Genomic DNA, 22,688 nt, shown 5'->3' on the forward strand with positions numbered 1-22,688 from the left:
CTCTTGGACAAAAAACTCGAAAGGGCGACTTTGGTCGCCCTTTTTTATGGTCCACTACCAAGCCCGGGTTTTTTCGGTTAAACCGGGACAGGGTTGTTTGAATAAAGCATTTCCAGACAGTTTTGGGGAAGAGCGCATGAAAGAGTGCAAGGCATGGATTGCCGGTGTATCAGGAACGAAACTTACCGAGGACGAAGTTGCGTTTTTCCGCGATGAAAGGCCTTGGGGCTTTATTCTCTTTGCTCGCAATGTCGAAAGTCTGGAACAGGTTTCCGAGCTGACCGCGCATATGCGCGACCTGACGGGCCGGGACCAGACGCCTGTTTTCATCGATCAGGAAGGCGGGCGCGTGCAGCGTCTTCGTCCGCCGCTCGTTCCCAATTATCCCTCGGCCTCGGAAATTGGCGCGATCTATGCGCGTGATCGCGAAGCCGGTGTGCGCGCCGCTTGGCTGCATTCTCGCCTGCATGCATTCGATTTGCTGAAAATTGGCGTCAATGTGGATTGCCTGCCGGTTCTGGACGTGCCCGTCGTAGGTGCACATGATGTCATTGGCGCGCGTGCCTATTCAAAGAATCCGCATGCTGTCGCTGAGATGGGGCGATCTGCTGCGGAAGGCTTGCTAGCAGGTGGTTTGCTGCCTGTGGTCAAGCATATGCCCGGACATGGCCGTGCGTTTACAGACACGCACAAGGAACTGGCGCGGGTCACCGTTCCACTGAACGAATTGGTTGCGCATGATTTTGTGCCATTCAAGGCACTCAATGATCTACCGATGGCAATGACGGCGCATGTCGTGTTCGATTGCATTGATCCGCAGCGCCCGTCGACATTGTCGCCGACTGTCATCAATACGATTATTCGTGACGTTATCCAGTTCGACGGCCTTGTCATGAGCGATGATATTTCCATGAAAGCGCTCTCCGGCGGACTTGGTGATATTGCAGACGGCATCATCGGTGCCGGTTGTGATATGGTTCTCTATTGCGCAGGTGTGATGGAAGAACTCAAAGAAGTCGCAGCGCGTGTGCCGGTTCTTGAGGGCAAATCGAAGCACCGCGCCGACTTGGCGGAAGTTTATGCTGGCGATCCCGATCTTTCTGATGAGGACGAACTACGTGCAGAATTCAACGCCATGTTTGAACGGATAGCGTAATCGTCAAAACTTGGTAAACTGAGATCGTCGGCGGACCGTCCGCCGGTGAAATCTTATCAGTAGGGAAACGGGTTTGGCAGCATCGGGGGCAGACACAGACGGCAAAGACGGCACACTCGTGCCGATGGACGCGCTGTGGCAAGGTGATTCCGGCGGCAACGAAAGTGAACCTTCGCTTCTCATCGATGTGCAGGGGTTTGAAGGACCTCTTGATCTATTGCTTCATCTGGCGCGAAGCCAGCGAGTCGATCTTGCCCGTATTTCAGTCCTGGCGCTTACGGAGCAGTATCTTCAGTTTGTAGAGCAGGCAAGGGCGCTACGTCTCGAACTCGCCGCCGACTATCTCGTCATGGCGGCGTGGCTTGCCTATCTCAAGTCGAAACTGCTTATCCCGAAACAGCAAGGAGACGATGGAGCAACCGGCGAAGAGCTGGCCGCCTCGTTGCATTACCGTTTGAAAAGGCTTGAAGCCATGCGCGATGCGGCGGCAAAACTCGTCAATCGCAATAGGCTCGGGCGGGATGTCTTCGCGCGTGGTATGCCGGAAATGGTTATGGTAGATAGGACCAGTCAGTTTTCCGCGACACTGTACGACCTTCTCACCGCCTATGCTTCGCAGCGGCAGCGCCAGTCTGTTTCGCAGGTGCAGATCGCCAAGCGAGCGGTCTGGTCATTGAAAGAAGCGCGGGTGGCGCTTGTGCGTTTGATGGGGGCAGTCGGGGACTGGATATCGCTTGATCGCTTCCTGATTGATTATGCCCTTTCACCCCGCGAAAGAGCTTCGGCGCTTGCGAGTTCCTTTGCTGCCAGTCTTGAACTTGTGCGTGAAGGCAAACTGGAAGTCAGACAGAGTGCTCCTTTCGAGCCGATCTACATAAGGGCGACAGGAGATGTAAGCGAATTGGATGAGGACGAAGATGTCTGAAGCGGAACGTCGAAATCTGGCTGAAATCGATAATGACGGCGATCAGCTAGAAGCAGAGGCTCATATCTCGACACAGGGACTTGCCGATCTCGCACGCATTGTCGAGGCCATCGTTTTTGCCTCCTCCGAGCCTGTTTCCGAACGTGCTTTGGCTGAACGCCTGCCTGCAAATGTGGACGTTGCTCCTGTTTTGCAGCATTTACAGAAAGTATATGAAACGCGCGGCGTGCATCTTGTTCAGGTCGGCAGCGCTTGGGCGTTCCGCACGGCGCCCGATCTAGCCTTTCTCATGAGCCGCGAAGCCGTGCAGCAACGCAAACTGTCTCGTGCTGCGATCGAAGTGCTGGCCATCATTGCCTATCACCAGCCGGTCACGCGCGCCGAGTTGGAAGACATTCGCGGCGTGGAGACTTCGAAGGGGACTTTGGATGTCCTCATGGAAACGGGCTGGATCAAGTTGCGCGGTCGGCGCCGGACTCCCGGCCGTCCGGTTACCTACGGAACAACGGATGCTTTTCTTGACCATTTCGGCCTGCCTGAAATCCGCGATTTGCCCGGACTGGAAGAGCTACGTGGGGCAGGGCTGCTCTCTGCGCGTATGCCATCGAGTTTTGCCGTTCCGGTGCCGAATGTCGATCCAGATGAGCTGACTGAAGACGAAGAGCCGCTTGAAGACATAGATCTGGAAAGCCTCGGCTTGCTTGCACCACGTGGTGAATAGTCCCAGTCTCGCCTTTCAAGTGAATTTTATTTGCCGGAGAGCCGTTCACTGTCACACTTCTGTTTGAAAGATTTGTTGAAAGCGCTTAAATCATAACTGGCATTGCAGGAACATGCCGCGCGTTCGCGGCAATGAGAGGAATAAAATGGGTAGCTTTTCCATCTGGCACTGGCTGATCGTCCTGGCGGTTGTGCTTCTTCTGTTTGGCCGCGGCAAGATTCCCGAGCTGATGGGTGATGTTGCCAAGGGCATCAAGAACTTCAAGCAGGGCATGTCCGACGAAGACGCCAAGGATTCGGGTCGTACAATCGATGCCAAGGCTGACGAAACGGCCAACGACGTCAAGAAAACCACCAAGTCCTGATCTAACGGATAAAGCATGTTGCGTGCGTAGAAGTCGCACGCAGCATATTTTGCCATTTACAAGTGCGGTTTTCCGCCGAAAGACGGGACGCGCGCGCGAATTGCGCGGGGTATCAAGAAAATGCTCGACATCGGTTGGTCTGAACTTCTGATTATTGCGATCGTGATGATCGTGGTGGTCGGTCCCAAGGATTTGCCGAAAATGCTGCGCGCATTCGGCAAAGCAACCGCACGCATGCGTGCAACCGCCAACGAGTTCAAGCAACAATTCAACGAAGCCTTGAAAGAAGCTGAGCTTGATGACGTCAAGACCATCATTGATGAGACCCGCAAGCTCGATCCGCGGTCGAAAATCACGCAAGTGTTCGATCCGATTCGTAGTGCCGGCGAGGATTTGCGCGCGGGCCTTCAGTCCACGTCGTCCATGTCTGCGGCAACGCCTGATAAAGTCGCTGAAGTAACGACGCCGGTGGATGCTGGTGGCGCCCCGGTTCCGGCTGTTGCGGAGAAAGCCGCTGCGCCTAGGAAGACAATTCGCAAGACTACACCGAAGGCAGAGGGCGAAGCCAAAACGAAAGTTGCTCCGCAGAAGGCTTCCGTCGCGAAACCTGCTTCCAAGAAGCCCGCAGCAGCGAAGTCGGAAACAGCAAGGGGTGGAATGACCACGGCTGCTGCCGCACCCGCCAAAAAGACCACGAAGAAGACAGGAACCAAAGCGTGACACGCGACGAGGACGAAATCGAACAGAGTGCAGCACCTCTGCTTGAGCACCTGATCGAGCTGCGCCGCCGCCTGATCTGGGCAATTCTGGCATTTTTCGTGGCATTTATTGTCTGTTTCGCTTTCGCCAAACAGCTCTTCAACCTGCTTGTTGTGCCTTATCAATGGGCGCTCGACTGGGCGGGTATGGATCGTTCGAAAGCCGAGTTGATCTATACCGCACCGCAGGAATTCTTCTTTACGCAGGTCAAGGTGGCCATGTTCGGGGGTATTGTGCTGGCATTTCCGGTGATTGCCGCACAGATTTACAAGTTCGTGGCGCCCGGCCTCTACAAGCACGAACGCATGGCGTTCCTACCTTTCTTGATCGCATCGCCGATCCTCTTTCTGGCTGGCGGCGCGCTCGTCTACTTCTTCTTCACGCCGATGGTGATGTGGTTCTTCCTTGCAATGCAGCAAACCGGCGGCAGCGGCGAAGTCCAGATTTCTTTGCTACCGAAGGTATCGGAATATCTGAGCCTCATCATGACGCTCATCTTCGCTTTCGGTCTGGTCTTCCAGCTGCCGGTCGTGACCAGCCTTATGGCGCGGGTCGGGCTGGTGACTTCGGCGGGCCTCAAAGACAAGCGCAAATACGCAATCGTCATCGCTTTCATCGTCGCGGCTGTGCTGACACCGCCCGATCCGGCAAGCCAGATCGGCCTTGCGTTGCCGACAATCCTTCTCTACGAGATTTCAATCATCGTGGCGCGCATGATCGAGAAGAAGCGGGATGAGGCTCAGGAATCGACCGACGCCGAAAACAACACTTCATCGTCCTGATTTGTCACGTTGATTCTGTGAGGTCGCAGGGTGTGCGGCCTCGCTTCTGTTCAATTTCACGAAACGGCTTTTCCCATGCTTGACATCAAATGGATACGCGAAAACCCTGAAACCCTCGACAAAGCGCTCGCTAAGCGTGGGGCTCAGTCGCAGTCGTCCGAATTGATGGCGCTGGACGAAAGACGCCGCGAATATGTGGGCAAGGTTCAGGCTGCCCAGGAGCGTCGCAACGCCGCTTCGAAGGAAATCGGCAAGGCCATGGCTGCGAAGGATGCAGCAACGGCTGAGAAGCTGAAGGCCGAAGTTGCCGAGTTGAAGGATTTTCTTGCTCAGGCCGAAGATGAAGAACGTCGGCTAACCAAGGAACTGAACGACGCGCTGTCAGCCATCCCCAATATTCCGCTCGAAGATGTGCCGCTCGGCAAGGATGAGAGCGACAATGTCGAAGTCCGCCGCGTCGGCAATCAGCGCAACTTTTCCTTCCAGCCCAAGGAACATTTCGAGTTGGGCGAAGCGCTTGGCTACATGGATTTCGAGCGCGCTGCCAAGCTTGCAGGTTCGCGCTTTACAGTGTTGAAGGGGCCGCTTGCGCGTCTGGAACGTGCGCTCGGCCAGTTCATGCTCGACCTGCACACTATCGAGCATGGCTATACCGAAACCATGCCGCCGCTGATGGTGCGCGATGAGGCGGTGTACGGAACTGGTCAGTTGCCGAAATTTTCGGAAGACCTTTTTCGCACCACGGATGGCCGCTGGCTTATTCCAACGGCTGAGGTTCCACTGACCAATTTAGTCGCGGATGAAATTGTCGATACAAAGTCGCTTCCCCAGCGCTACACGGCGCTGACTCCTTGCTTCCGTTCGGAAGCGGGCTCTGCTGGTCGTGACACGCGCGGTATGCTGCGCCAACACCAGTTCCTGAAGGTGGAAATGGTGTCGATCACCGATGCGGATAGCTCGGTTGAAGAGCATGAGCGCATGACTGCCTGTGCCGAAGAAGTGCTGAAGCGTCTTGGTCTGCCCTTCCGTACTGTGGTGCTTTGCACTGGCGACATGGGTTTCGGTGCACAGAAAACCTACGACATCGAAGTATGGCTTCCCGGCCAGAACACCTATCGCGAAATCTCCAGTTGCTCTGTCTGTGGCGATTTCCAGGGCCGTCGCATGAATGCCCGTTATCGTCCGGAAGGCGAGAAATCGACCCGTTTCGTGCATACGCTAAACGGTTCAGGCGTCGCTGTCGGTCGTGCTCTGATCGCTGTTATGGAAAATTATCAGGAAGAAGATGGCAGCATTCATATTCCTGAAGCATTGCAGCCATACATGGGCGGCCTCACGCGCATAGAAAAAGCTGCGTGAATCACAATTATTGATAGCCTTAATGAAGGAGTGACGACGTGCGAATTCTGCTGACGAACGATGATGGTATCCACGCTGAAGGCCTCGCAGTTCTGGAGCGGATCGCACGCAAGCTCTCCGACGATGTCTGGGTGGTCGCGCCGGAAACCGATCAGAGCGGCCTCGCGCATTCGCTGACGCTGTCGGAACCGCTCCGTCTGCGCCAGATAGACGAACGCCATTTCGCCCTGCGTGGCACGCCGACGGATTGCGTTATCATGGGTGTGCGCCGCGTTCTGCCGGGTGCGCCTGATCTTATTCTTTCGGGCGTGAACTCCGGTGCTAATATTGCAGATGATGTTACCTATTCGGGCACCGTCGCCGGTGCCATGGAAGGCACGCTGCTCGGCGTCCGTTCCATCGCGCTGTCCCAGGAATACGAATACGAAGGCGACCGCCGCATCGTACCTTGGGAAACGGCGGAAACCCACGCACCAGACCTTATCCGTAAGCTGATGGCAGCCGGATGGCCGGAAGGTGTGCTTCTGAATCTTAACTTCCCGAACTGCGGCGCGGACGAAGTCAAGGGAACGCGCGTCACGGCTCAAGGTAAGCTTAGCCACGACGCCCGCCTTGATGAACGTCGTGACGGGCGCGGTTTCCCGTACTTCTGGCTGCATTTCGGTCGGGGCAAAGCGCCGGTCGCAGATGACAGCGATATCGCGGCCATCCGTTCCGATTGCATTTCGGTAACTCCGTTGCACCTGGACCTGACCGCGCATAAGGTTCGAGCAGAATTGAGCGCAGCACTTGGGGTTGAAGCATGAGGCAGGCGACGTCTGAGCGCCCACGGCTTTCGGACAGGGAAGGATTTGCGTCCTTCGTCATGCGGATGCGAGGATGCGGTATTGACGATCCGCGTCTGTTTTCGGTCATTGAGGCCACCCCGCGCCAGAGTTTTCTCGCGTCCTCATGGTCTCATCTCGCCTATAGTCCACGTACTGCACCGCTTGATTGCGGTGAGTATATGGAAGGTATCGATGAACAGGTGCGCGCCATTGCTGCGCTCAGGCTGGAACCCGGTCATCGGGTGCTGGAAATCGGAACAGGCTCCGGTTTCACGGCGGCTGTTATGTCTTCGTTAGCCGGTCGCGTGACGACCGTTGAACGTTACCGAAAGCTTTGCGACCTCGCTTTACAGCAATTTGTGTCGCTGAAGCGCGAGAACATCATGGTGAAGCATGCCGATGGTCGCCATGGAATGCCGGGCGGTCCGTTCGACCGCATCTTGATCTGGCTCGCCTGCGATGAAGTGCCGCGTCACTTCGTTGATCTATTGGCTACGCATGGCGTATTGATCGCGCCCATTGGCCCAGGAGACGGTCCCCAGGTTATGACACGCATCGCCAAGGTCGGTAGCCGATTCGAGCAGGAAGACTTGATGACGGTCCGCTACCAGCCTTTCATAGAAGGTGTCTCGTCTGTCTTGTGACCGACGCGTATCGATTCGTCATGTTGATGGCTATCAGGCTCTCATCGGAAACGCCGGGGAGAGTAATGAGCCTCTTTTGGGCTTATGGTATTTAATTGGTGAATCTTTTCTCGAAGAATTGCGGTTCTTAACCAGAGAGTAACATTAACGCGTTTTAATCACCTTACTGAGTTTCGAGTATGGGCGAGTTGAACATGCGTTTAAAAATTTTGCAGCACACGTCTGAACGTCTTCTGCGGAATGTCGCGATCGTTCTGATTGCCGGTTTTGGTGCCGGGTGCAGTGCCGATACGATGCGCTTCACTGATGGTATCAGTACGGGCTCTACGTCCAGTCAGCGTGTCGCGCAGCAGCCGGCCGGCGATCTTTATGCATCTGCGGCTCCCGTGGCTCCTGCTTCGAGTGGTTCTGTTCAGCGCAATTCGTTGCCGCCGGTGTCTTCGGCGCCGATGGCAGCACCTGTCGCAGCAGCACGACAGTCAGTTCAGGCTCCAGTCGCAACGGCATCCAATAGTATCCAGAATCATGTCGGGCAGGCGCAGGACATGGCCGCAAGCCGTATGAACAATACGGTCAATGCTGCAGGCACCAAGGTGGCCAGCGCGGCAACATCTACGCGCAATACAGTAAATGGCGCGCAGGAAAAGGTGCTTGGTCAGCTTCCGGCGAATCCAACGATGCCAAGGCCAGCGGATAACAATATTGCGGTTGTCCCGCAGGCGCCTGCAGTCAACGGCAAGAAGCCTTCGGCAAGCGATATGGCTTCGGCGGGCGCAAATGCTACGACGCCACCAGCGCCAAACGGTACCTACACGGTTAAGAGCGGTGATTCGCTTTTCTCAATCGCGCAGAGGCATAACGTTCCTGTCGAACAGTTGAAGAAGGCAAATGGTCTGTCGAATGGCGCTATTCGGGTCGGTCAGTCACTCGTCATTCCTTCTGCCGCAGTAGGCAATGCAACGCAGGTAGCAGCGGTTTCGCAGCAGCCAGAAAACCCGGCAAAAACGGCTACCGCACCGGCCGCGAAAGCCGATGTGAAACCTTATACGCCGCCACAGGCAAGCAACAAAGTCATTGAAGAAGCGGAAAAGGATCAGGCGGCAGCGCCTTCCTCAACCGGCATTTCCCAAATGCGTTGGCCGGTACGTGGCCGCATTCTCGCGAGCTTCGGCCAGCGCGACGGCACATCGGTGAGCGACGGCATCGATATCATGGTTCCAGAAGGAACGTCTGTTAAAGCCGCTGAAAATGGCGTCGTTATCTATGCCGGTGATGGTCTCAAGGAATTTGGTCAGACGGTTTTGATCCGTCATGACAATGGCCTTGTCACTGTCTATGGTCATAACAGCCAGATACTGGTCCAGCGCGGCCAGAAGGTTCGCCGTGGTGAAGAAATCGCGAAATCGGGTATGAGCGGCAACGCGAAATCTCCGAAGCTGCACTTTGAAGTGCGCAAGAATTCGGCTCCCGTCAATCCTTCCAAGTACTTGGAAACGTGACTAAGAATAAACAAAAAGGCGGGCAAGAAGCCCGCCTTTCTTTTTATGGTTAGTTCGTCGTTTCAAATAGCAATTCCGAGGCGACCTGCCAGATCCTGTATATATTGCCATGCAACACGTCCCGAACGGTTTCCACGTGTTGTCGACCATTCCAGCGCTTCGGCCTGCATTTTGGCTGGATCGTAAGCCAGCTTGAAATGCGTTGCATAGCCGTCGACCATGGCGAGATAATCATCCTGACTGCATTTGTGGAAGCCAAGCCAAAGACCGAAACGGTCAGAAAGCGATACTTTTTCCTCGATGGCTTCCGAAGGGTTGATTGCCGTCGATCGCTCGTTGTCGATCATGTCACGCGGCATCAGATGACGTCGGTTCGAGGTCGCATAGAAGATCACATTATCGGGGCGACCTTCCACACCACCTTCAAGCGCGGCCTTGAGTGATTTATAGGACGTATCGTCATGATCGAATGAAAGGTCATCACAGAACAAAATGAACCGATAGTCTGTGTCCTTGATTAGGTTCATCAATATCGGAAGGCTATCAATATCCTCACGGTGAATCTCGATCAGCTTGAGCTGAGCGCGGTCCGGCATTTCTGCGTTCACGCTTGCCTGTGCAGCCTTGACGAGGGAGGATTTACCCATGCCGCGCGCACCCCAGAGCAACACGTTATTGGCCGGGAAGCCTTTTGCGAAACGCCGGGTATTGTCCACGAGCTGGTCACGTACCAAATCTACGCCACGGATCAGTGCGATATCCACTCGGTTAACGCGCTTTACCGGATCCAGTGCCAGTCGTTCGGGAGCCCAGACAAAGCAGTCTGCAGCATCAAGATCGGGTGTTTTGGCTTCCGGCGGCGCAATGCGTTCCAGAGCGGCGATCAAACGGTCCAGCTTTTGGCTGAGGATGTCTTCGGTCGTCATTTCATGCCCCTGATGATAGGGCTAACGGCTTAACATGTCACAGCGGAGGCGAAAAGTGTGCGACCTTGGCGCAGGCGGGATCATCGCCGGTTGCATTTGGCGCGCTAACCATTGTAATGCCGTTAATAATTTGTCTTCGAGACTTCAGAGGAGTTCCTAATGTTCGTAACACCGGCTTTCGCTCAAGCATCCGGCGGCGCTGCTGGACCAGATATGCTCATGAGCATTCTGCCGTTCATCCTGATCTTCGTGATCATGTACTTCCTTATCATCCGTCCTCAGCGGACCCAGATGAAGAAGCGTCAGGAAATGCTGGGTCAAGTTCGTCGCGGCGACACTGTCGTGACCGGCGGCGGCATTGTCGGCAAGGTTCAGAAGGTCGTTGACGACAACGAACTGGAAGTCGAAATCGCTGAAGGCGTTCGCATTCGCGTCATGCGCAGCACGTTGATGGATGTTCGTGTCAAGGGCGAGCCCGTCGCCGACAACAAGAACAAGTAATCTTTTACGGCGCGCTGGCCCTGGTAAGATTTCCATAACCGGGGCCTGCGCATTATCCGGTAAGCGCTGATGCGCGTACCACGACGCCGGAAAGCGGTTCGCAATCGGCGAACTCCGGCTTGCTCTATCCAAGCTGATACGGAAGCTGCTCTATGCTCTATTTTTCACGCTGGAAATCTGCCCTGATCTGGCTCGCGGTTCTCGTGAGTTTCGTCATCGCATCCCCTAACTTTTTCTCGCGTGAAACGCTAGCAAAGCTACCAAACTTCCTGCCGAAGCAGCAGATCGCCCTAGGACTCGATCTTTCCGGGGGCTCTCGTCTGGTGCTACAGGTGCAAAGTCCTGGACGAGATGACCTCAAGCGTACCGCGAATATTATGCGGCAGCGCCTGGAAGAACTCGGGTATGGCAAACCTCTCGTGGGGGAGGAGAATCGCAACCAGATTCGAGTCGAAGTTCCCGGCGTTTATGATGCGCAACTTCTGAAAGACATTCTTAGCGTTCGCGGCAATTTCTCTTTCCGCGTTGTAGACAGCACCATGTCGCCGGACGATGCCATCCGTGGTACGCCACCAGGTGATAGTGAAGTCATCTACTCCTACGATGACCCGCCTGTCGGCTACCTCGTCAAGAAGCAACCGATCCTGACAGGTGCCAATGTAACCGACGCCAAGGCGACACTTTCCGACGATGATAGCGAACCCGTCATTACGCTGACATTGGACGACGCAGGCCGCAAAAGCCTTGCAGAGGCAACATCGCATCTCGTTGGCGGTAATTTTGCCATCGTCGTTGACAATCAGGTCGTTTCAGCGCCCGCCGTCGACGAGAAGCTTGATACGAATGAGCTCCAGATTTCAGGCGCTTTCGATCTTCAGGCCGCAAATAACATGGCGGTCGTGCTGCGGTCGGGCGCGCTTCCGCAGAATGTTACTGTGCTGGAAGAACGCACGATTGCATCGGCTCTCGGCGAAGACTATGCCAGCGCCGCCGCATTGGCAGCCTTGCTTGCGGCATTGCTGGTCGGCCTGTTCATGGTCCTGTCCTACGGGATCCTTGGTGTGATTGCCATGGTCGCACTGGCTGTCAACATCATCATCCTCACTGCCATATTATCACTGATCGGCGCTTCGATCAGTCTCGCCAGCATCGCCGGTTTGGTACTGACCATCGGTTTGGCTGTTGATGCTCATATCCTGATATACGAGCGTGTGCGCGAAGACCGTCGCAAAGGTTATTCCGTCGTTCAAGCTATGGAATCCGGTTTTTATCGCGCTCTTTCTACGATCATTGATGCCAATCTCACCACACTTATCGCAGCGCTTGTTCTGTTCCTGCTTGGATCGGGAACAGTTCACGGTTTCGCGCTGACAGTTGCGGTCGGTATCGGCACAACACTTTTCACCACGCTCACATTCACGCGGCTGCTTATCGCGCAATGGGTGCGTACAGCCAAACCGAAGGAAGTGCCTAAGCGTCGTCTGAAACTGGTTCCGACCGTAACGCATATTCCGTTCATGCGCTTGCAGTTTGTGACACTTGGTATTTCTGTTCTGGCGTGCGCTATTGTAGTCGCCCTATTCATAAATATAGGCTTCAATTACGGTATTGATTTCCGTGGCGGCTCGATGGTCGAATTGCAGGCCCGGAGCGGCGACGCCAACCTTGAAGACATCAACGAGCGTCTCAGCGAACTCAACATCGACAGCGCCCGTGTTTTACCAGCAAAATCCCCGCGCTCTGCCCTTGTCATTATCGGCAGCCAGGAAGTCGGTGATGATGCCGAACAAACCGTCGCGGTGAAGCTACGCGGAGAATTCGAGGAGGATTATTCGTTCCAGCGTGTTGAAGTCGTCGGACCGACGGTCTCGGAACAGCTTTCCCGCGCCGGTATTATGGCGGTTATTCTGTCGCTGATCGGCATCTTCATCTACGTGTGGGTTCGGTTCCGCTGGCAACTCGCTCTTGGCGCAGTGCTGTCAACCTTGCACGATGTCATCATCCTTGCAGGCATGTTCATAGTGTTCCGCATGGAATTCAATCTCTGGAGCGTTGCCGCAATTTTGACGATCATTGGGTATTCGCTCAACGATACGGTGGTGATCTACGACCGTGTGCGCGAGAATCTGCGGGTCTATAAAAGTGCGCCACTGCCTGCCATCATCGATGCCTCTATTAATCAGACGCTTTCGCGTACCCTGTTGACGTCCTTCGTGACATTTCTCGCTCATATCCCGCTCTACGCCTTCGGTGGCGCTGATATACGCAGTTTTGCGCTGGCGCTGAGCGTCGGTATTATTGTTGCAAGCTATTCGTCGATCTTCATCGCCGCCCCATTGCTCGTGCAGTTCGGGCTCAAGCCGCGCGGTCCCGAAAAGGGCGATTCTATGGACGATGAACTGGCGCAATCACTGAATTTGGAAAGCTGAAAATGGCCAAAGGGATAGAGATACGCGAAGCCCATTATCCAGGCCGTGCTCCCATTGATGCCTATGGCAATGGAGGCTTCCGTTTCGCCGAAATGTCGCATCGCGGGTCTATCATTTGCCTGCCTTCGGGAATTCACGGCTGGGAACCTGCGACGCCGCCGGTATTAGCCAAAGCCGACCTGGAGATGGTCCTAGAGCAGGCATCAGATATTGAGATTCTGCTGGTGGGCACGGGCATGGACCTGCGCCGTATCCCCGAAGAGGTGCGCGCCATCTTGCGCGAACACCGCATTTCTTCTGATCCCATGAGCACGGGCGCCGCCGTGCGTACCTATAATGTGCTACTTGCCGAAGATCGTGCGGTCGCGGCGGCTTTGATTGCTGTAGACTAACATCATGAACGAGAATGAGGCACATTGCCTGGCATTGCTTCGCGAAGCTGACCGGGATCGCTATCTTTCAGTGCTCTATGCACCGGAAGATCGGCGTGGCGGTCTGGCTGCATTATACGCCTTTAACGCCGAGGTTGCGCGTATCCGTGATCTCGTGCACGAGCCATTGCCCGGCGAAGTTCGGCTGCAATGGTGGCGCGATCTTATCAACGGCGAGGCGAGGGGCAGTGCGCAAGCGCATCCCATTGCGGCAGCGCTGACAAGCACCATTGAAAAATATGAGCTGCCTAAAACTGCTTTTGACAATTATTGCGAAGCACGCATCTTCGATCTTTATGACGATCCGATGCCTAGCCGCAATGATCTGGAGGGGTATTGCGGCGAAACCGCATCGGCTATAATCCAATTAGCGGGTTTTGTGCTGGACAGAGACGCCGCACAGGCGCAGACCGAAATAACCGGCCATGCTGGAGTAACACAAGCCGTGACCGGCTTGCTTCGCCTTATGCCTATTCATCGGCGGCGCGGGCAACTTTATTTTCCCGCTGATATGTTGCAGGCAGTCGGAGTCACACGCGAAACTTTTATAGCGGGCGAAGACAAAGCAGCGATAGAGCGCGTCATTAGCATCATTCTGGCTTTCGCGCGTGAACATCTGGCGATTTTCGAGAAGAACAAGTCAGAGTTACCGAAGAGTCTAGCTCCGGCATTCTTGCCTTTGGCGCTTGTTCCAGCCTATCTGCGGGCAATTGAGAATCTAGGCGCGCAGGCTGCGGAAAAGGTGGCAGATATTTCAGCCGTCAGAAAACAATGGCTCATGTTCAGGGCAAACTTCTGAATGGCGGGAGCAGATAGGCTTCAGTCGATTCAAACTGAAGCCTATGTTGATTTTAATCGGCAAGTCCCAACCATTGACGGCAATCTGCCAGCGCACGTGCGGAAAGCGCGCGTTTCTTGGCAACCGTCTTTTCCTTGCCGCGCAGGCGCGTTCCTTCCGGTTTCGGAACGTCGACGGGTGGGAACAGGCCGAAATTCACATTCATTGGTTGGAACGAGCGCTTGCCCGGTTCGTCATCGGCTACAATATGTCCACCTGTAATATGGCCGAGCAGAGCACCGAACGCGGTTGTGCCCGGCGGCGGCGTCAGCGGCTGACCCAGCTTTTCTGCGGCGGTGAAACGACCTGCCAATAAACCGATGGCTGACGATTCGACATAACCTTCACAACCCGTCACCTGACCGGCAAACCGCAATGTTTCGCGTGATTTCAGGCGAAGCGTGCCGTCGAGCAGTACGGGAGAATTCAGATAGGTGTTGCGGTGAAGGCCGCCGAGTCGGGCGAATTCCGCATTTTCCAGGCCGGGAATCATCTTGAATATGCCAGTCTGGGAGCCGTATTTCAGCTTGGTCTGGAAACCGACCATGTTGTAGAGCGTGCCGAGTGCATTATCCTGGCGGAGCTGCACGACGGCATAGGGTTTTACCGTCGGGTTATGGGCATTGGTAAGACCCATAGGCTTCATTGGACCATGACGCAGGGTTTCTGGCCCGCGTTCGGCCATCACCTCTATGGGCAGGCAGCCATCGAAATACGGCGTACCTTCCCATTCCTTGAAGTCGGTCTTGTCGCCTTCAACCAATGCGGCCACAAACGCTTCATACTGCTCCTTATCCATGGGGCAGTTGATATAATCTTTTCCGGTGCCGCCGGGGCCAACCTTGTCATAGCGCGATTGGAACCAGCAGACATCCATATTGATCGAATCAAAATGAATGATTGGCGCGATGGCATCGAAGAAGGCCAACGCATCCGCACCGGTCTGCTTCTGAATGGCTTCAGCCAGCGAAGGCGCGGTCAGAGGTCCAGTGGCAACGATGGTTGTTCCCCATTCCTCTGGCGGAAGGCCGGTAACCTCTTCCCGAAGGATTATAATCAGCGGATGGGTTTCAAGCCGAGCTGTGACAGCTTGTGAGAAGCCTTCGCGGTCGACAGCCAGTGCGCCGCCAGCAGGAACTTGATGCGCATCGGCGCAAGCCATGATGAGCGATCCGGCAAGGCGCATTTCGGCATGAAGAACACCGACGGCATTGGTTTCGGCATCATCCGAGCGGAAAGAGTTGGAGCATACAAGCTCAGCCAGTTGCTCGGTTTTATGGGCATCGGTGCCACGCACCGGGCGCATTTCGTGCAGGATGACGGGTACACCCGCCTGCGCGAGCTGCCATGCAGCCTCAGAACCGGCAAGACCGCCGCCGACGACGTGAACGGGAGAGAGATCGGATGTGTTTGACATGGGCCATTCCCTTATCGCCTTTGCTGGATGCCTTCAATGGAGAAGGCTCATCACTAAGGGGAATCGTGCCGGAAAAAGAAATGGCATCCGTCGCGGGAGGAGGAGCGACGGATGCCATTATAATAAGACCGGCGTTGGGAGGAGGAGAACCGGTCTTGTTATCGCAAAACCTGGGAGGAGGGTGGCTTTGCGATGAACCAAGCCTGGTGGGAGGAGGAGCCAGACTCGGTGAAACCCGTATCGGGAGAAACTGCGGGACTCGTTAAATTAGCGAGCCTTGGTCTGGCGAGCCACGAACGGAATGTCCGCGCGGGAGATGCCAAGATCGTTCAGCTCACGGGTAGAGAGCTGGCTGAGTTCATTGACGGTGTCGCGATAACGGCGCCAGTTGTTGTAAGAGCGGAGGAGGTTCATCTTGCTATTCCTTCATCGTTGAGGAACTGGAGTTCTGTTCAATTCATCTCGTTTGTTGTCCATGATATAAGCTATTGTTTTCGCAGGTTGCAGACCCGAGTTTGCATAGCTGCTGTGCGGGTCCTGCACGACACGTTAAATCGATTAGACTGGCGGGGCACAAAATTGCCGCAAAGCGATCTGATCCCACTCTTTGCCGTCGGTATAGTTTCCTATATGTTCTCAAACGCTTACGGTTGCGATACCGACAACTGACAGAATGACCAGGAGCTAATTTGTCATTTTCCATTTCTGTTGAACGCCTGATCGAGAGATGGCAACGGGACGGTCTGATCGATGTGGAAACCGCATCGAAACTCAATGCCGACCTTGAGAAGCGTGCTTCTGTTTTTAGCCTTGGTTCCGTACTGGCCACGCTTGGCGGGCTGCTTCTCGGCGCAGCGGTTATCATGCTGGTTGCTGCGAACTGGCAGGAAATGCCACGCCTCATGCGGATCGGCCTCATATTCGTTCTGATATGGGTGAGTTATCTCGGCGGAGCATGGCGGCAATCTCGTGGTGACAAGATGTTGCCGGCGGCACTCTATATTGTAGGTGCAGCGTCATTCGGGGCCGGGCTGGCACTTGTGGGGCAAATGTATCATCTGTCCGGCGATATTCATTCCGCCGCAATCTATTGGTCTGTCGGCGTTCTGGTTTCGGCCTTTCTTTTACGCGCACCGGTACTGGCGGCTTTCGGTGCCGGCGTTGCCTGCTTTTATCTTTCGACCTACGTATTTGATACGTCGTCCTATGACGATTTGAGCTATCGGTGGATCGGTCCGCTGCTTTTGTTGTTTGGTGCTGGGGCGGCCTTGTTCACGCGCTCGCGACATGCCGCACATCTATGGGCGATGTTTTCCATCGGCTGGGCTTTGCTCATCTATGCGGAGCATGAAAGCAATACGGTGCTGTTCCTTATGCTGATGGTGGGAATCGGCCTGATACTGGCTGACGGCTTTGCCCATGACACAGTGCAACGATTGACTCGCTTTGCTCGTCCGCTCGCCGCTTACGGCCTGGCTCTCGCGCTGCTGGCGCTTGTCACGCTTCAGGTCAACCAGGTGTTTTCCTATTCTGGCGACACAGCAAATCTGGATAAGGACACTCTATATAGTATCTTTACACTGGCGCTTGCGATCGGAGCTATTGCTGTAGCCGGTCGAAACAATGGTGGCCTACGCTCTATCGCCTATGCTGCGTTTTCGTTTCAGGTTCTCTATTTGGCTTTCGAGACGGTTGGCACCATGATCGGAACATCCGGCTTCTTTTTGACTGCGGGCATTCTCGTGCTGCTGCTTGCTGCTTTTGTGAGGCGCATGGAAAATCGCTTCGGAAGGAAAAGCAGCATGGAGTCTCGCCCATGACTATTCGACTCAAATGGCTTTATGTCGGAGCGACCGTCACGGCGTTGCTGCAAACCGGCATTCTTTATGCAGGTATAGAAAGACGCGCTTCTGTTTTGCGCTCGGGTACGGAACTGACGCTTCAGACGGAACCTTTCGACCCACGCGATCTGATGCGTGGTGATTACGTTGTACTGCGTTACGCTATTTCTGCTCTGTCACGAAAGGACATACAAGGCGAGCGTCCTGCCGGTTCGCGAACCGTCTATGTGGCGGTGAAGCCCGATGCGACTGGGATAGCGCGTTTCTCACGCGCGTCATTCGTTCCGATTTTACGGCTCGACGCGGGCGAAGTGCAGATTCGCGGCGAGGCCGCCTATTCCATCTCCGATGATCCAGAATCAAGTGTTCGTCTCAATTTCGGCATTGAACGATATTATATACCCGAGGGACAGGGGCGTGCGATCGAAGACAGACAGAGGGAGCAGCGGATCACTGCCGTAGTGGCTGTCGATCCGAACGGAATGCCGGTCATTAAAGCCTTGCAGGAAGATGGACGGCAGCTTTATCAGGAGCCACTTTACTGATCCTGTGATGATGCCTCGTTTCATAAGGGTTGGCTGACGCGACAAGATCGCTATATAGAGACGGAAAGGGTAGGAAGAGCTCAGCCTGATCGAGCCTGGTAATTCTCTACTGGGAAAGCGGCTTTTTTCCTTTGAACCGGGAAAATTGGATGATATAGAGACGCGCGCTTTCGAGGGGCGGTTCAATATCTGAGACGAATTATAGTGCGTTCTGAGGAATGCTCTTCGGTTCAGAAGCGGATGTGGCGAAATTGGTAGACGCACCAGATTTAGGTTCTGGCGGGAGACCGTGGGGGTTCGAGTCCCTCCATCCGCACCAACTGCCATAAGGCAAAAGAATTTCTCTCCCGCGACAAGGCAAACAAGCCGGTGACGGCGGGATAATGACAAGAAGTGAAGGTTTGAACATGCAGGTTACCGAAACGCTCAATGAAGGGCTGAAGCGCGAGATCAAAGTCGTGGTTCCGGCCAAGGACCTCGAAGCCAAGCTCTCGGAGCGGCTCGAAACTGCGCGTGGTCGCGCACGCATCAACGGATTCCGTCCGGGCAAGGTGCCTGCAGGTCATCTGCGCAAGATGTACGGCAAATCCTTCATGGCCGAGATCGTCAACGAAATCCTCAACGACTCGTCGCGTTCGCTTCTCGCTGAACGTAACGAAAAGTCAGCTACCCAGCCTGAAGTTATCATGTCGGAAGATGAAAAAGAGGCCGAACAGGTTCTCGACGGCAAGGCCGATTTCGTTTTCTCGCTGAACTACGAAGTTCTCCCGGCCATTGAAGTCAAAGACTTCTCGAAGATCGCGGTTACCCGTGAAGTCGTCGATATTTCAGATGAAGAAGTCGACGATCAGGTCAAGCGCATCGCTTCTTCGACCCGCACCTTTGAAACCAAGAAGGGTAAGGCTGAAAACGAAGACCGCGTCACGATCGACTATCTCGGTAAGCTCGATGGCGAGCCGTTTGAAGGTGGTGCGGACAATGATGCGCAGCTCGTTCTCGGTTCCGGCCAGTTTATTCCGGGATTTGAAGAACAGCTCGTCGGTGTCAAGGCTGGCGACGAGAAGGTCATCACCGTGACCTTCCCGGCTGAGTACGGCGCCGCTCATCTGGCTGGCAAGGAAGCGACCTTCGACATCAAGGTCAAGGAAGTTGCCAAGCCAAATGAACTCGTTCTCGATGACGAAACCGCGAAGAAGCTTGGTATCGAATCGCTTGAGCGCCTGCGTCAGGTTGTTCGCGAGCAGATCGAAAGCCAGTACGGTCAGATTACCCGCCAGAAGGTCAAGCGTCAGATTCTCGACGCTCTGGACGGTGATTACCAGTTCGAAACGCCGCAGAAGCTTGTTGATGCCGAATTCAATAACATCTGGCAGCAGATCAATTTTGACCTGCAGCAGGCTGGTCGCACCTTCGAAGACGAAGAAACCACCGAAGAAGCTGCTCGCGAAGAATATCGCAAGCTTGCTGAGCGTCGCGTACGCCTCGGCCTTGTTCTGTCGGAGATCGGTGAGAAGGCAGGTGTAGAAGTTTCTGAAGAAGAACTGCAGCGCGCTGTATATGATCAGGTTCGTCGCTATCCGGGGCAGGAAAAGGAAATCTACGAATTCCTGCGCAAGACGCCGGATGCCGTTGCCAACCTGCGTGCCCCGATCTTTGAAGAGAAGGTCGTTGACCATCTGCTCGCAAACATCAACGTCACCGACAAGAAGGTGTCGAAGGAAGAGCTGACGGCTGAAGACGAAGATGCTGCTTCGGAGGCAAAGCCAGCCAAGAAGGCTGCTGCCAAGAAGAAGGCTGCTCCTAAGAAGAAAGCTGACGAAGGTAAGTCTGAAGAGGCTTGATCTTTGCTTATGGTATGAATTTGGAAAGGCCGCGCATAGCGCGGCCTTTTCGTTTTTCGTTCATGGAATTGGTGGCTGAAAAGCTTGCATCCGGTGGGGCTTTGCTCTAGCCAATACAACAATCAGTTTCAGCCCAATCACAGTATTATCGAGCCAGTAATGTCCCTAATCGATACGCGTACACCTGAACCTAAACGCTTTATCTCCGGCGCGACCGGCGACTGGGAAGTCGTCATCGGCATGGAAGTCCATGCGCAGGTCACGTCAGAATCGAAGCTGTTTTCCGGCGCTTCAACCTCGTTCGGTGCGGAGCCGAATTCGAATGTTTCTCTGGTTGATGCTGCCATGCCGGGCATGCTGCCCGTCATCAATCTGGAGTGCGTCAAGCAGGCGGTTCGTACGGGCATCGGGCTCAACGCTCAGATCAATCTGAAGTCGGTTTTTGACCGCAAGAACTATTTCTATCCCGATTTGCCACAGGGCTATCAGATTTCACAGTTCAAGCAGCCAATCGTTGGCGAGGGCAAGATCATGATTTCGGTCGGCCCGGACAATAAGGGCCAGTTTGAAGACGTGGAAATCGGTATCGAGCGCCTGCATCTGGAACAGGATGCGGGCAAGTCCATGCACGACCAGCATCCGACGATGTCCTATGTGGACCTGAACCGTTCTGGCGTCGCCTTGATGGAAATCGTGTCGAAGCCGGATCTGCGCTCGTCGGATGAAGCACGCGCATATCTGACCAAGCTCCGTACGATTGTCCGTTATCTCGGCACCTGCGACGGAAATATGGATGAAGGCTCCATGCGCGCTGACGTAAACGTCTCCGTACGCCGTCCGGGTGGTGAATTCGGCACGCGTTGTGAGATCAAGAACGTCAATTCGATTCGTTTCGTCGGTCAAGCAATTGAATATGAGGCGCGTCGTCAGATCGCCATTCTCGAGGACGGTGGCTCCATCGATCAGGAAACTCGCTTGTTCGATCCTGTAAAGGGCGAAACCCGGTCTATGCGCTCCAAGGAAGAAGCGCATGATTATCGTTATTTCCCCGATCCTGACCTTCTCCCGTTGGAGTTCGACCAGGCATTCGTGGATGCGCTGGCAGCCGATCTGCCGGAACTACCGGATGTCAAGAAGCAGCGCCTCGTAGAGAAGCAGGGCATCTCAATCTACGATGCATCGATTCTGGTTACCGAGAAGGCCATTGCTGACTATTATGAAGCAGTTGCTGCCGGTCGTGACGGCAAGGCTGCGGCAAACTGGGTGATCAACGACCTTCTTGGTGCGCTGAACAAGGCCGGAAAGGACATAGAGGAATCGCCCGTCAGCCCCGAACAGCTCGGTGCGGTCATCGATCTTATCAAGGAAGGCACGATTTCCGGTAAGATCGCCAAGGATCTTTTCGAGATCGTCTGGAATGAGGGGGGGGACCCGAGGAAGCTGGTTGAAGAACGTGGCATGAAGCAGGTCACGGACACCGGTGCCATCGAGAAAGCCGTTGACGACGTTATCGCCGCCAACCCGGACAAGGTTGAGCAAGCGAAGGCCAAGCCGACATTGGCTGGTTGGTTCGTCGGTCAGGTCATGAAGGCAACTGGCGGTAAAGCCAACCCGCAATCCGTCAATGAACTGGTCAAGGCCAAGCTCGGGATTGAAGAGTGATGTGGGTCAGGAGCGCGACCGAAGCCGATCTCAAGGCAGTGCATGAACTGCTTGTATCGACCTGGCACGCGACCTTTGATGATATCCTTGGGCGGGAAATGGTGGATGCCGTTACCGCCCAATGGCACAGCATTGCTGTTCTGAAGGCCAATCTGAAGAAGCCCTATTCGGAATTCATCGTCGCCGATAACGGTAATGGTGGCATTGACGGCATGGCTTTTGCCAGCCAGTCGGAAGAAGGCAAGGCTTCGCTGCATCAGCTTTATGTTCGTCCCGACACACAGGTTCAGGGTATCGGGACGATGCTTCTCGCTGAAATCGAAATGGCTTTTCCCGATGTTCGTACGATGAAGCTCGAAGTGATCGAGAGAAACGCTAAAGCGGTAAATTTTTACGAGCGCAAAGGTTATGCCAAAGTCGGCCGAAACGAAGATTGGGGTGATCCCAATTGCAAGGAACCGGTGCTGGTGATGGAAAAATCGCTCGAAAGCTGGAATATGTAAAATAAGTTTTCCGCAACTGGGACCGGTTTAGGGTTCAGGATATGCGAGAACTCGAAAGCCTGAAAGGGCACGCTTGCAGCTCATCATACTCTTGTGACAGCGGCAACTTGACCCTTGCCTTGGCCGGTCGATAGGGCCATAAGCAAGAAAACCCGGTGGTTTCGGTCACCCGTGGCAATAATGGATCTGGAATAGGTCATGAAGAAATTTATTACGCAAGTGTTCACCTGGTGGAACGGCCAGACTCTAGGCACACGGTTTCATACGTGGCGTAAGGGCGAGCGGGTTGGTGAGGACGAGTTCGGCAATATCTATTATCAGGGCGGCAAGGACTCTGAAGGTCGCACGCGTCGCTGGGTAATCTTCAATGGCTATGCGGAAGCAAGTGCTATTCCTCCCGGCTGGCATGGCTGGATGCATCATCGCGTCGACACGCCGCCTACCAAGGAAGACTACAAGCCGCGTGACTGGCAGAAGCCGCACCTGCAGAACCTGACCGGTTCTCCGTTGGCTTATCGTCCCAAGGGTGCTATCGCCCGTCCAGGTACAGAACCTGCGGAACGCCCCCGTGTGACTGGCGAGTATGATGCTTGGACGCCGGGCAACTGATAATCAGGCTTGTTATTTGTCCGGCGCATTAATTCGCGCCGGATTTCTTATATGTCAGCCTTTTGACGCTATTGCGGAAAAGGTTTGAGGATAGTTGGCTCGCTGCCTA

At 54.8% G+C, this 22,688-nt stretch carries 23 protein-coding genes and 1 tRNA gene; 21 read left to right on the forward strand and 3 right to left on the reverse strand.

Annotation, left to right across the window (positions count from 1 at the left end; all coding sequences use genetic code 11):
* Nucleotides 1-136: 136 nt before the first annotated feature.
* From nagZ to dipM, 10 genes are all read left to right on the forward strand, one after another.
* A complete protein-coding gene (nagZ, locus tag FJQ48_RS14665; RefSeq protein ID WP_139975729.1) occupies nt 137-1,156 on the forward strand; it encodes a beta-N-acetylhexosaminidase in 1,020 nt (339 codons plus the stop codon).
* Between the two features lie 73 nt (nt 1,157-1,229).
* Nucleotides 1,230-2,081, forward strand: a complete 852-nt coding sequence (locus FJQ48_RS14670; RefSeq protein WP_139975730.1) for a ScpA family protein — start codon at nt 1,230-1,232, stop codon at nt 2,079-2,081.
* Nucleotides 2,074-2,802 (forward strand): SMC-Scp complex subunit ScpB, encoded by a 729-nt coding sequence (scpB, locus tag FJQ48_RS14675; RefSeq protein WP_139975731.1) that lies wholly within the window; start codon nt 2,074-2,076, stop codon nt 2,800-2,802. The genes FJQ48_RS14670 and scpB overlap by 8 nt, the downstream gene beginning before the upstream one ends.
* A gap of 145 nt (nt 2,803-2,947) precedes the next feature.
* Nucleotides 2,948-3,166, forward strand: coding sequence for a twin-arginine translocase TatA/TatE family subunit (locus tag FJQ48_RS14680; protein ID WP_139975732.1), 219 nt, complete (start codon nt 2,948-2,950; stop codon nt 3,164-3,166).
* Nucleotides 3,167-3,286: 120 nt separating this feature from the next.
* The gene (gene tatB, locus FJQ48_RS14685) at nt 3,287-3,886 is read left to right on the forward strand and encodes a Sec-independent protein translocase protein TatB (RefSeq protein WP_139975733.1); all 600 of its coding nucleotides are present in this window, start codon (nt 3,287-3,289) and stop codon (nt 3,884-3,886) included.
* Nucleotides 3,883-4,707: a twin-arginine translocase subunit TatC gene (gene tatC / locus FJQ48_RS14690; RefSeq protein ID WP_139975734.1), complete on the forward strand. Its 825-nt coding sequence runs from the start codon at nt 3,883-3,885 to the stop codon at nt 4,705-4,707. The genes tatB and tatC overlap by 4 nt, the downstream gene beginning before the upstream one ends.
* A 75-nt stretch (nt 4,708-4,782) precedes the next feature.
* Nucleotides 4,783-6,066 (forward strand): serine--tRNA ligase, encoded by a 1,284-nt coding sequence (gene serS, locus FJQ48_RS14695; protein WP_139975735.1) that lies wholly within the window; start codon nt 4,783-4,785, stop codon nt 6,064-6,066.
* 38 nt (nt 6,067-6,104) lie between these two features.
* Nucleotides 6,105-6,872 (forward strand): 5'/3'-nucleotidase SurE, encoded by a 768-nt coding sequence (gene surE, locus FJQ48_RS14700; RefSeq protein ID WP_139975736.1) that lies wholly within the window; start codon nt 6,105-6,107, stop codon nt 6,870-6,872.
* On the forward strand, nt 6,869-7,537 hold the full coding sequence (locus FJQ48_RS14705) for a protein-L-isoaspartate(D-aspartate) O-methyltransferase (protein ID WP_139975737.1): 669 nt from the start codon (nt 6,869-6,871) through the stop codon (nt 7,535-7,537). Before surE ends, FJQ48_RS14705 begins: the two co-directional genes overlap by 4 nt.
* 179 nt (nt 7,538-7,716) lie before the next feature.
* Nucleotides 7,717-9,036: a cell division endopeptidase DipM gene (gene dipM, locus FJQ48_RS14710; RefSeq protein WP_139975738.1), complete on the forward strand. Its 1,320-nt coding sequence runs from the start codon at nt 7,717-7,719 to the stop codon at nt 9,034-9,036.
* Between the two features lie 62 nt (nt 9,037-9,098).
* Here the strand turns inward: dipM and FJQ48_RS14715 are convergent, their stop codons facing one another.
* Complete coding sequence (locus tag FJQ48_RS14715) at nt 9,099-9,962, reverse strand: ATP-binding protein (RefSeq protein WP_139975739.1); 864 nt, start codon at nt 9,960-9,962, stop codon at nt 9,099-9,101.
* A 159-nt stretch (nt 9,963-10,121) separates the two neighbouring features.
* Here FJQ48_RS14715 and yajC point away from each other — a divergent pair, with 159 nt between their 5' ends.
* The 4 genes from yajC to FJQ48_RS14735 all read left to right on the forward strand — a co-directional run bounded on the left by yajC (nt 10,122) and on the right by FJQ48_RS14735 (nt 14,122).
* On the forward strand, nt 10,122-10,463 hold the full coding sequence (yajC, locus tag FJQ48_RS14720) for a preprotein translocase subunit YajC (RefSeq protein WP_139975740.1): 342 nt from the start codon (nt 10,122-10,124) through the stop codon (nt 10,461-10,463).
* A 152-nt stretch (nt 10,464-10,615) separates the two neighbouring features.
* On the forward strand, nt 10,616-12,892 hold the full coding sequence (secDF, locus tag FJQ48_RS14725) for a protein translocase subunit SecDF (protein WP_139975741.1): 2,277 nt from the start codon (nt 10,616-10,618) through the stop codon (nt 12,890-12,892).
* A 2-nt stretch (nt 12,893-12,894) separates the two neighbouring features.
* The gene (locus FJQ48_RS14730) at nt 12,895-13,284 is read left to right on the forward strand and encodes an Mth938-like domain-containing protein (protein ID WP_139975742.1); all 390 of its coding nucleotides are present in this window, start codon (nt 12,895-12,897) and stop codon (nt 13,282-13,284) included.
* A 4-nt stretch (nt 13,285-13,288) separates the two neighbouring features.
* Nucleotides 13,289-14,122, forward strand: coding sequence for a phytoene/squalene synthase family protein (locus FJQ48_RS14735; RefSeq protein ID WP_139975743.1), 834 nt, complete (start codon nt 13,289-13,291; stop codon nt 14,120-14,122).
* A 52-nt stretch (nt 14,123-14,174) separates the two neighbouring features.
* Here the strand turns inward: FJQ48_RS14735 and trmFO are convergent, their stop codons facing one another.
* Together trmFO and FJQ48_RS14750 are read right to left on the reverse strand one after the other, a co-directional pair.
* A complete protein-coding gene (gene trmFO / locus FJQ48_RS14740) occupies nt 14,175-15,578 on the reverse strand; it encodes a methylenetetrahydrofolate--tRNA-(uracil(54)-C(5))-methyltransferase (FADH(2)-oxidizing) TrmFO (protein ID WP_139975744.1) in 1,404 nt (467 codons plus the stop codon).
* Nucleotides 15,579-15,845: 267 nt separating this feature from the next.
* Nucleotides 15,846-15,992 (reverse strand): DUF1127 domain-containing protein, encoded by a 147-nt coding sequence (locus FJQ48_RS14750; protein ID WP_006466676.1) that lies wholly within the window; start codon nt 15,990-15,992, stop codon nt 15,846-15,848.
* A 275-nt stretch (nt 15,993-16,267) separates the two neighbouring features.
* On the opposite strand from FJQ48_RS14750, the gene FJQ48_RS14755 reads away from it, so the two are divergent.
* The 7 genes from FJQ48_RS14755 (at nt 16,268) to FJQ48_RS14785 (ending at nt 22,579) form a co-directional block, all read left to right on the forward strand.
* Nucleotides 16,268-17,398, forward strand: coding sequence for a DUF2157 domain-containing protein (locus tag FJQ48_RS14755; protein ID WP_139975745.1), 1,131 nt, complete (start codon nt 16,268-16,270; stop codon nt 17,396-17,398).
* The gene (locus tag FJQ48_RS14760) at nt 17,395-17,964 is read left to right on the forward strand and encodes a GDYXXLXY domain-containing protein (RefSeq protein WP_139975746.1); all 570 of its coding nucleotides are present in this window, start codon (nt 17,395-17,397) and stop codon (nt 17,962-17,964) included. The genes FJQ48_RS14755 and FJQ48_RS14760 overlap by 4 nt, the downstream gene beginning before the upstream one ends.
* Before the next feature lie 236 nt (nt 17,965-18,200).
* Nucleotides 18,201-18,283 (forward strand) — tRNA-Leu (locus tag FJQ48_RS14765).
* A gap of 88 nt (nt 18,284-18,371) precedes the next feature.
* Nucleotides 18,372-19,805: a trigger factor gene (tig, locus tag FJQ48_RS14770; protein WP_180350240.1), complete on the forward strand. Its 1,434-nt coding sequence runs from the start codon at nt 18,372-18,374 to the stop codon at nt 19,803-19,805.
* Nucleotides 19,806-19,964: 159 nt separating this feature from the next.
* Nucleotides 19,965-21,467: an Asp-tRNA(Asn)/Glu-tRNA(Gln) amidotransferase subunit GatB gene (gene gatB, locus FJQ48_RS14775; RefSeq protein ID WP_139975748.1), complete on the forward strand. Its 1,503-nt coding sequence runs from the start codon at nt 19,965-19,967 to the stop codon at nt 21,465-21,467.
* Entirely contained in the window at nt 21,467-21,970 is a 504-nt protein-coding gene (locus FJQ48_RS14780) for a GNAT family N-acetyltransferase (RefSeq protein WP_139975749.1), read from the forward strand. The genes gatB and FJQ48_RS14780 overlap by 1 nt, the downstream gene beginning before the upstream one ends.
* A 198-nt stretch (nt 21,971-22,168) precedes the next feature.
* Nucleotides 22,169-22,579: an NADH:ubiquinone oxidoreductase subunit NDUFA12 gene (locus tag FJQ48_RS14785; RefSeq protein ID WP_010661260.1), complete on the forward strand. Its 411-nt coding sequence runs from the start codon at nt 22,169-22,171 to the stop codon at nt 22,577-22,579.
* Nucleotides 22,580-22,688 lie beyond the last annotated feature (109 nt).

It is taken from the genome of Ochrobactrum sp. CGA5 (genome assembly GCF_006345815.1).
Classification (GTDB): Bacteria; Pseudomonadota; Alphaproteobacteria; order Rhizobiales; family Rhizobiaceae; genus Brucella.